This is a genomic window from Microbacterium paludicola (assembly GCF_039529675.1).
Taxonomy (GTDB): Bacteria; Actinomycetota; Actinomycetes; order Actinomycetales; family Microbacteriaceae; genus Microbacterium; species Microbacterium paludicola.
Genome location: NZ_BAAANG010000030.1, coordinates 1 through 8,136 on the forward strand (window position 1 = coordinate 1; position 8,136 = coordinate 8,136).

The following is an 8,136-nucleotide window of genomic DNA, read 5'->3' on the forward strand; positions in this document are numbered from 1 at the left end:
GTGACCGTCGCTACGTCCGCAGCGACACGGTCACCCGATCCGTACACCACGCTATTGGACGCAACCTGGCCGCAGCACGAGCTGCCGCTGACTCAGCTCGCTTTTTCGATTCCTTCCCGCGGTACTCTCCAGCCTTCTTTTCCGCGTCGATGCGCTGCTTCCGCTTGCGCTCAAGTTGGCCGCGGTATGTGCTTGCGCTCATGCTCTTCCTCACAACAGGTCGTCGGATCGACCGTAGCCTCGACCTCTGACGTCGGGGATAACGTGCGCACCTTCCTGGCAGATCGAGACGCCAGGGAGACGAAATGCCGACGTTCAGCAACCCTGTAGAGGACGCCGCAGACGCCCGCGAGGCGGTGCGGGCGCTCGCGCACGCGAGCCGTGCGTTCGCTGATCCCGCGGACACATATCAGGTGGTCGGCGAGTTGCTAGGGACGCTGCGATCCCTGGAGCAAGTGTTGGAGCAGGTCGCGGCGGCGCATGTCCTGCACCAGGACAAGGCGTTCCTCGACAACGGCGACCGCGAGGCCGGGGTTGACGAGGCTTGGGCCGCCGCCAACGCACTGCGCAGGGCCGCAGAACTCGTCCAGTCGGCCGAGACCGCCGTCGATCAGGCGTCGCAGCATTCGAGCTACATCGCGTGGCACCCGGCACCTGTCGCCAGTCGACCTGAGTTGGACCCGTTCTCCCGCGACCCGTTCGAGGCACTCCCGGTCAGCTCCCGGCGAGGATTATCACTATGAGCCCCGGCGACCGCGAGCGCCTGCACACCGCGGTCCTGCTCGACCCGGCAGGCGAGCGCCGCGCCGCGCGGAAGGCGCGACGGCGAGCGGCGAGCAAGATCGAGACCGCCGACCGCAAGGCTCAGCAGGAGCGGGCGCGGGCGACATGGGAGGCCGAACGCGAGGCAAGGCGGGCGACGACCTACCTGCCACCGTCCGGCGAGACGCGGCCCGCAGCACTCCGCACGCCCGGCCGTTTTCGGCTGCCGCGCCACCAGGACACAAGCGCGACGCTGGCAGGGGCGTATCCGTTCCTCGCCGAGGGCGGGCTCGGCTCCGCTGGCGTGTTCGTCGGCCAGGATCTCTACAGCGGGGCTTCGTTCGTCTACGACCCGTGGGTGCTCTACGCGCAGGGCATCATCACCGCACCGAACATCGTGCTCGCGGGGATCGTCGGCTCCGGCAAGTCCTCGCTCGCCAAGAGTCTCTATACACGGTCAATCCCATTCGGTCGGAGGGTGTACGTCCCCGGCGATCCGAAAGGCGAGCACACGGCCGTCGCTGAGGCGGTCGGCGGTCGGGCGATCATGCTGGGGCACGGGATGTCTACGCGGCTGAATCCCCTCGATGAAGGGCACCGGCCTTCGGGCCTCAGCGATGCCGAGTGGCAGAGCCAGGTCACCTCACGGCGACGCGACCTGATCGGCGCGCTCGCCGAGACCGTCCTCGACCGCGGCCTCACCCCGCTGGAGCACACCGCCGTCGACATCGCGCTCGCCGATGCGGTGCGCTCGGCCGATGTGCCGATCCTTCCGATGGTGGTCGACCGCATCCTCGCTCCGAACGCCGAGAACGACGATGGCAGGCTCGCCGAGGACGGCCGACTCGTCGGACACGCGCTTCGGAGACTCGTGGCCGGTGACTTGGCGGGACTGTTCGACGGCCCGAGCACCGTGCGCTTCGACCCGTCGCTGCCGATGGTGTCGCTAGACCTGTCGCGGGTTGCGGAGAACTCGACGCTCATCTCCGTGCTCATGACGTGTTCGTCGGCGTGGATGGAGTCGGCGCTGCTCGACCCGGCGGGCGGCCCGCGCTGGGTCGTGTACGACGAGGCGTGGCGGCTCATGTCGCATCCGGCGCTGCTGCGCCGGATGGATGCACAGTGGCGGCTCGCGCGGCACTACGGCATCGCCAACCTGCTCATTTTCCACAAGCTCAGCGACCTCGACAACGTAGGCGACCAGGGCTCGGCGATGCGCGCACTCGCCTCGTCCCTGCTCGCCAACGCCGAGACACGGGTGATCTACAGGCAGGAGAGCGATCAGCTCGGAGCGACTGCGCAGGCCCTCGGACTCACCGGAACTGAGCAGGGATTGCTGCCCGGCCTCGGCACCGGGCAGGGGCTCTGGAGGATCAAGAACCGCTCGTTCGTCGTCCAGCACCAGCTCCACCCTGCCGAACTTGCGATGTACGAGACAGGTCAGAAGGCCAGAGGAGCGTGAAATGTCCATCACCCTTTCGCGGCGACGCCGCGCTCGCTCAGAGAGCGCCGAGCAGGAGGACTCAGCCAACGTGCCGCCCGTGCTGCCGGTCGTGACGATGACCGTGCAGGCGGACGCGACGCTGCGCGTCGTGGTCGACGGGAAGCTGTTCGGTCCGCCGACGTTCGCTCCGCCGTGGCAGCGGCACTCGTTCGCGCAGATCATCAGCGAAGTGATCGAGCAGCGCCGCTCCCCAGTCCGCGTCGTGGTGCACGAACTCGATGGCACCGTCTACACGGATATCGTGACCGCTCCACTGCACCCCGTGTCCCTCGACCAGTCCCCGCCCGCAGGACCGCGGGCCTCGGTCGAGGATGGCGACTCCGCGCGGGATGCGACGGAGCCTTCGCACCCGCGCGCACTCCAGAATGGCGAGGGCTTCGTACCAGGCGAGGATGTGGCCGTAGCGGTCATCGTCCGGCACGCCGCGGCAAGCGGCGACGGAGCGGCAAGGGCTCAGATCGAGCCGGGTCTGCTCGATCTGAGCCCCACGCACGAGGTCATCCTGCTCGGCCGCGTCTCGGGCACCTGCGTCATCGGACACCCGGCATGACCAGTTCGTCACCGCGAGCCAGGGCGTTCGGCGACGAGCTGACGAACCTCGCCCTCGGCGCGCTCATCGGTGCGATGCTGCTGGCCGGTGCGCTGCGCTTGGCCGGGAGCATCGCTGCGTTCGTCACAGTTGCGCCCCAGCCTGCGGCAGGTCTCGAAGCGGGAGTCGGCGTGGTCTTCCACCCCGATGACCCCGGCTCGGCACTCGGCTCCGCGTCACTCAGCCCGGTCGCCTACTGGATCACCGTCGCACTCCTGCTCACTGCCGTCGGAACGGCGACGTGGTTCATCTGGCGATGGGTGCGCGAGCTGGGCAAGCGGACCAAGGCCGACCCGAACCGGATCGAGGGAATCGCCGAGGGGCGCGATGTGCAGCGGGCCGCATCCGAACGCGACCTCCTGCGTCGAGCGAAGACCCTGCGCCCCTCGCTCACCGACCCGAAACCCGAGCAGGTCGGCTACCTCCTCGGCACTTCGCGCGGCAAGCGCGTGTGGACATCCGTGGAGGACTCGATCCTGCTGATCGGCCCGCCGAGATCCGGCAAGGGCGCGAACATCGTCATCAACACCATCCTCGACGCGCCCGGTGCGGTCATCACGACCTCGACCCGGCCAGACAACCTCACGGCGACGCTCCGCGCCCGCCAGTCGCACGGCGGCCCAGTCTCCGTGTTCGATCCCCAGCACCTCGCCGAGGGCGTGCCCGCGGGTCTGCGGTGGTCACCGATCCGCGGGTGCGAGGTGCCCCTGACCGCGATGATCCGCGGCACAGGTCTCGCCGCGGGAACCGGGCTCTCCGGCCCCTCTGTCGAGAACGGCGGATTCTGGGAAGGCAAGACGCGCACGGCGCTACAGGCGCTTCTGCACGCCGCGGCGCTCGATCACCGGCAACCCGCCGAGCTATTCCGCTGGACGCTCGACCCTGCGGCTGCGGCGGATGCCGTCTCCATTCTCGCGTCGCACCCCCACGCCGCGACCGGATGGGCCGAGTCGCTCGACGGGATGCTGCAATCCGACCCTCGCACCCGCGACTCCATTTGGCAGGGCGTCTCGCTCTCCCTCGCCTCGCTCGCCGACCCACGGGTGCTGGAGGCGGTCAGCCCCAGCGAGGACGAGCAGTTCGACCCCGAGGCGTTCCTGCGCGGGTCCGGCACGCTTTACCTGCTGGCGACAGGAGCCGGAGCGGGGGCGTCCTCGTCGCTCGTCGCGGCGTTCATCGAAGACCTCGTAGAGACGGCTCGGCGCATCGCCGCGCGCTCGCCGGGCGCGCGGCTCGATCCGCCTGTGCTGCTCGCGCTCGACGAGATCGGGAACCTCGCGCCTCTGCCTTCGCTTCCGGTCCTCATGGCGGAGGGCGGCGGCACCGGGCTCACGGTGATGCCCGTGTTCCAGTCGCTCGCCCAGGCGCGAGGTCGTTGGGGCGACGACGCCGCGACCGCGATGTGGGATGCGAGCATCACCAAGATCGTCCTCGGCGGCGGGACGGACACACGGCACCTCCAGGACATCTCCACACTGATCGGCGAACGCGACGAGACGACTGACTCCGTGACCATCGGGGAGCGCGGCTTGCGCTCGAACCAACGCTCGATCCGCCGCGTCCCGATCATGAAGGTCGAAGACATCCGCACCCTGCCCCAGGGCACCTCGCTCGTGTTGCTGCGCTCCGCGCCGCCGATCATCACGACCATGCGTTACTGGCTCCATCGGCCGGAAGCCGAGACGCTGCTCGCCCAGCGCGCCGAGGTCGAGGCGATCATGCGGCCGGGCACCGCAGGGATAGGTGAGGCAACAGTCACCGACGACTGACTGTGAGGAGGCTAGATCGGCCAGTCTTTGTGCAGCTGCGAGCCGATACCAAGCGAACTCAGGTCCGCGGTAACGGCAAGCCACAAGTCATTGAAGATCTGGTCGGCGTCGCCCGTCCAGTCGTTTGGAATCGGGGTCGGCGAATCGACGGTATACGAGACGACGTATCCCGGAGCCGAGTAGTCGTCCCAAGTCAGCGAGACGTTGAGCCTCGCGTTCTCCAGTTTCACGTCGTCATCACCGTCGCCGAATCTGTCGGCGACGTACTCATAGTCGTATGAGAACTGGTAGGAGTCATCCTGCTTCATCGAACGCAGGTACTCGTCTTCATCCTCGAACTCTTCGCCGGTCGAGTTGTTCACGAACGACACTGGACGACCTACCTCTCGCGTTTGTAGGGACCGCTCAGAAATGTCCATCTTCGCAGCGGCAGGACGCGGAAGTGACAGGCGGAATGTCCTCGAAAGCCGCCGCGAGCATGCTTCTAGATGTCTTTCGGAGTCGATCTGTGCTCGTCGGGCTGATGACTCGACCTTCTGCCCTTCGACTGCGAGACGTAGAGGAGTATGCCGAGGGCGACGCCGACACCGAGGATGACGTCGGCAAGGTTGCCGATGAACAGGTTGCCGTAGGCGAGGAAGTCGGTGACGTGGCCGCGACCGAATCCGGGTGGGGCGAGCAGGCGGTCCAGGAGGTTGCCGACCGCGCCGCCCCATAGCAGGCCAATCGCGACCGCCCACCCGGCGGTGCGGGCGCGCGTGGCGGCGATGAGCAGAGCCACGGATGCCGCGGCCGCGATGATGGTGAGCAGCCAGGTTGAGCCGGATCCGAGGGACATGACGGTGCCGGGGTTGAACGCGAGCTGCAAGCCGAGCCAGTCTCCGAGGAGTGGGATGCGGGCTTGTTCGCTGAGCCGTGAAAGGGCGAGTGCTTTGGTTCCCTGGTCGATCAGCACCGCCCCGGCAGCGACGGCGCACGCGATCAGGAATAGACGTGGTCGGACGCGCGAGCCAATAGGGCCGGCGGAATTCATTTTCACGGCATCCGCCCTTCCCTGCGCGAGGCCATGAACGAGACCGGTCATGCCTTCGTGCGCCGCGCCGCGCGGAGCCCGTTGAGGATCACAATGACCTCCGCGACTTCGTGCACCAGCACCACGGCGGCGAGGCCCAGAATGCCGGTGATCGCCAGCGGCAGCAGGATTGCGATGATCGCGATGGACAGCACAACGTTCTGGTTGATGATGCTGCGGCCGCGACGGGCGTGAGCGAGAGCCTGCGGGATGAGACGCAGGTCGTGGCCGGTGAACGCGACGTCGGCGGACTCGATCGCAGCATCCGCGCCCTTGGCCCCCATCGCGATCCCCAGGTCCGCGGCCGCGAGAGCGGGGGCGTCGTTGATGCCGTCCCCGATCATCGCGGTGGGCTGCGACTTCGACATTTCCGCGACAGCGGCGGCCTTGTCCTCGGGACGCAGTTCGGCGCGCACGTCGCTGATGCCGGCCTGTACGGCGAGGGCCGCGGCGGTGCGGGCATTGTCGCCGGTGAGCATCGTCACCCCGATCCCGCGCCGGTTCAGCGTGGCGATGACCTCAGGAACCTCAGGACGCAGCTCGTCCCGCACCCCGATCGCGCCGACTGGCTGGTCGTTGCGGTGGATGATGACAACGGTCATCCCCTCGGACTCCATCGCCTGCACTTCGTCGGCCAGCGTGCCAGCGTCTAGCCAACGTGGACTCCCTACGGCGAGACGAGCTCCGTCGAGGGTGCCGACAATGCCGTGGCCGGCGGTCTCGCGGACGTCTGTAGCGGCCGGAGCGCCGGGAACCGCGTTGGTGATCGCTGCGGCGAGGGGATGCGTGCTGTGGCCTTCCAGGCTCGCTGCCCATGCCAGCACACCATCCTGGGTCGCGCCGGTGGTGACGACATGGGTAACAGTGGGCTTGTTGCGGGTCAGAGTGCCGGTCTTGTCGACGGCGAGGTGGCGGATGCCACCGAATCGCTCGAACGCGGCACCGGACTTCACAACCACACCGAACTTTGACGCGGCGCCGATGGCAGATACGACGGTGACCGGGACAGCGATCGCCAGAGCACACGGCGACGCTGCGACCAGCACGACCAGAGCACGGGTGATCCACACCCCGGGGTCGCCGCTCAGCAGCGACCCGAGCACGCCGACCAGCACGGCGAGGATCATCACGCCGGGAACGAGGGGGCGGGCGATGCGGTCGGCCAGGCGGGCGCGGTCGCCCTTCTCGGCCTGCGCCTGCTCGACCAGTTCCACAATCGTGGTGAGCGAGTTGTCGGTGCCAGCGGCGGTGGCCTCGACCTCGAGGACGCCGGTGGTGTTGATCGACCCGGCCGACACGTCAATGCCGGGCTCGACCTCGACCGGGATCGACTCGCCTGTGATCGCGGACGTGTCCAGGCTGCTCCGCCCGGCACGCACGATGCCGTCTGTCGCGATCCGTTCGCCCGGCCGGACAACGAGCACATCGCCGACACGCAGCTCCTTCGCCTCCACCTCCGTGGTGGCGTCGCCGCCCTTGACGAGTGCGGTGTCGGGCACGAGCTTCAACAGTGCCCGCAGCCCTGCGCGGGCGCGGTCCATGGCCTTGTCTTCCAGCGCCTCCGCGATGGAGTACAAGAACGCGAGTGCGGCGGCCTCCTCGACGTAGCCGAGGATCACCGCCCCGGTGGCGCTGATCGTCATGAGCAGGCCGATACCGAGCTTGCCCTTGGTGAACAGTTTGCGCAGCGCGCCCGGCACGAACGTGTACGCGCCCAGCAGCAGACCGATCCAGAACAACACCAGACCCGCGGTCTCCGCGCCGGTCCACTCGCACACCAGACCGGCGGCGAACGCGACGCCGGAGGCGATCGGGATCAGAACGCTCGGGCTCCGATACCACGGCCGGTGATCGTCATCATCGTCGTCGAGGTCGACGTGTTCGGCTTGCGAGCCCGTGACCGCGCTCACGCCCGAACCTCCCCCGCCACGCAGCCCTCGACCCCGCAGTCCGGGTCCATGCATGGCACGCTCTCGTCGACCGCGAGCGTCACATCAACCAGCGCCGTCAGCGCGCGCGCGAGGTGCGGGTCTGCGACCTCGTACCGGGTCTGCCGGCCCTCGGGCTCAGCCACCACGATCCCGCACCCGCGCAGACACGTCAGATGGTTCGACACGTTCGAGCGGGACAGCCCCAAATCACGAGACAGCACCGCCGGATAACTCGGGCCGGTCAAGAGGGTCAGGAGGATCCGAGAGCGGGTCGGGTCGGCCATAGCTCGGCCGAGCCGGTTCATCACATCGAGTCGATCGGCAATAGTCAGCACATGCTGACTATACATCAGTGGCTGTACTCGGTCTCGCGCTTGCACCTTCGCTCTTCGACCCGCGATCCTCCCGGAAGATGTCCCGGATAGACATCTCGTGGACATTTCCGGTCAAGTCCTGGGACGTGGTGTATCGGTGATCGTGTGATCCTTCGTGTCGTGGTCAGGCTGTGA

Annotated in this window: 8 protein-coding genes; 4 read left to right on the forward strand and 4 right to left on the reverse strand. The window is 67.9% G+C overall.

Annotation, left to right across the window (positions count from 1 at the left end; all coding sequences use genetic code 11):
* The first annotated feature begins 305 nt into the window (after positions 1-305).
* From ABD161_RS12660 to ABD161_RS12675, 4 genes are read left to right on the forward strand one after another with little or no spacing between them, the layout of a single operon-like run.
* Positions 306-743, forward strand: a complete 438-nt coding sequence (locus tag ABD161_RS12660) for a hypothetical protein (RefSeq protein WP_102209667.1) — start codon at positions 306-308, stop codon at positions 741-743.
* Positions 740-2,224 (forward strand): TraC family protein, encoded by a 1,485-nt coding sequence (locus ABD161_RS12665; protein ID WP_138172283.1) that lies wholly within the window; start codon positions 740-742, stop codon positions 2,222-2,224. The genes ABD161_RS12660 and ABD161_RS12665 overlap by 4 nt, the downstream gene beginning before the upstream one ends.
* A gap of 1 nt (position 2,225) precedes the next feature.
* Positions 2,226-2,816, forward strand: a complete 591-nt coding sequence (locus ABD161_RS12670) for a hypothetical protein (RefSeq protein ID WP_229381994.1) — start codon at positions 2,226-2,228, stop codon at positions 2,814-2,816.
* On the forward strand, positions 2,813-4,624 hold the full coding sequence (locus ABD161_RS12675) for a type IV secretory system conjugative DNA transfer family protein (protein WP_102209669.1): 1,812 nt from the start codon (positions 2,813-2,815) through the stop codon (positions 4,622-4,624). The genes ABD161_RS12670 and ABD161_RS12675 overlap by 4 nt, the downstream gene beginning before the upstream one ends.
* An 11-nt stretch (positions 4,625-4,635) precedes the next feature.
* On the opposite strand, the gene ABD161_RS12680 is transcribed toward ABD161_RS12675, so the two are convergent.
* From ABD161_RS12680 to cmtR, 4 genes are all read right to left on the reverse strand, one after another.
* Positions 4,636-4,986, reverse strand: a complete 351-nt coding sequence (locus ABD161_RS12680; protein WP_138172282.1) for a hypothetical protein — start codon at positions 4,984-4,986, stop codon at positions 4,636-4,638.
* Between the two features lie 122 nt (positions 4,987-5,108).
* Entirely contained in the window at positions 5,109-5,708 is a 600-nt protein-coding gene (locus ABD161_RS12685; RefSeq protein WP_229381995.1) for a signal peptidase II, read from the reverse strand.
* On the reverse strand, positions 5,705-7,606 hold the full coding sequence (locus ABD161_RS12690; protein ID WP_228162905.1) for a heavy metal translocating P-type ATPase: 1,902 nt from the start codon (positions 7,604-7,606) through the stop codon (positions 5,705-5,707). Before ABD161_RS12690 ends, ABD161_RS12685 begins: the two co-directional genes overlap by 4 nt.
* Positions 7,603-7,962 carry a Cd(II)/Pb(II)-sensing metalloregulatory transcriptional regulator CmtR gene (gene cmtR, locus ABD161_RS12695; RefSeq protein ID WP_045246602.1) on the reverse strand — a complete coding sequence of 120 codons (360 nt, stop codon included), beginning with the start codon at positions 7,960-7,962 and terminating at the stop codon, positions 7,603-7,605. The genes ABD161_RS12690 and cmtR overlap by 4 nt, the downstream gene beginning before the upstream one ends.
* Positions 7,963-8,136: the final 174 nt, after the last annotated feature.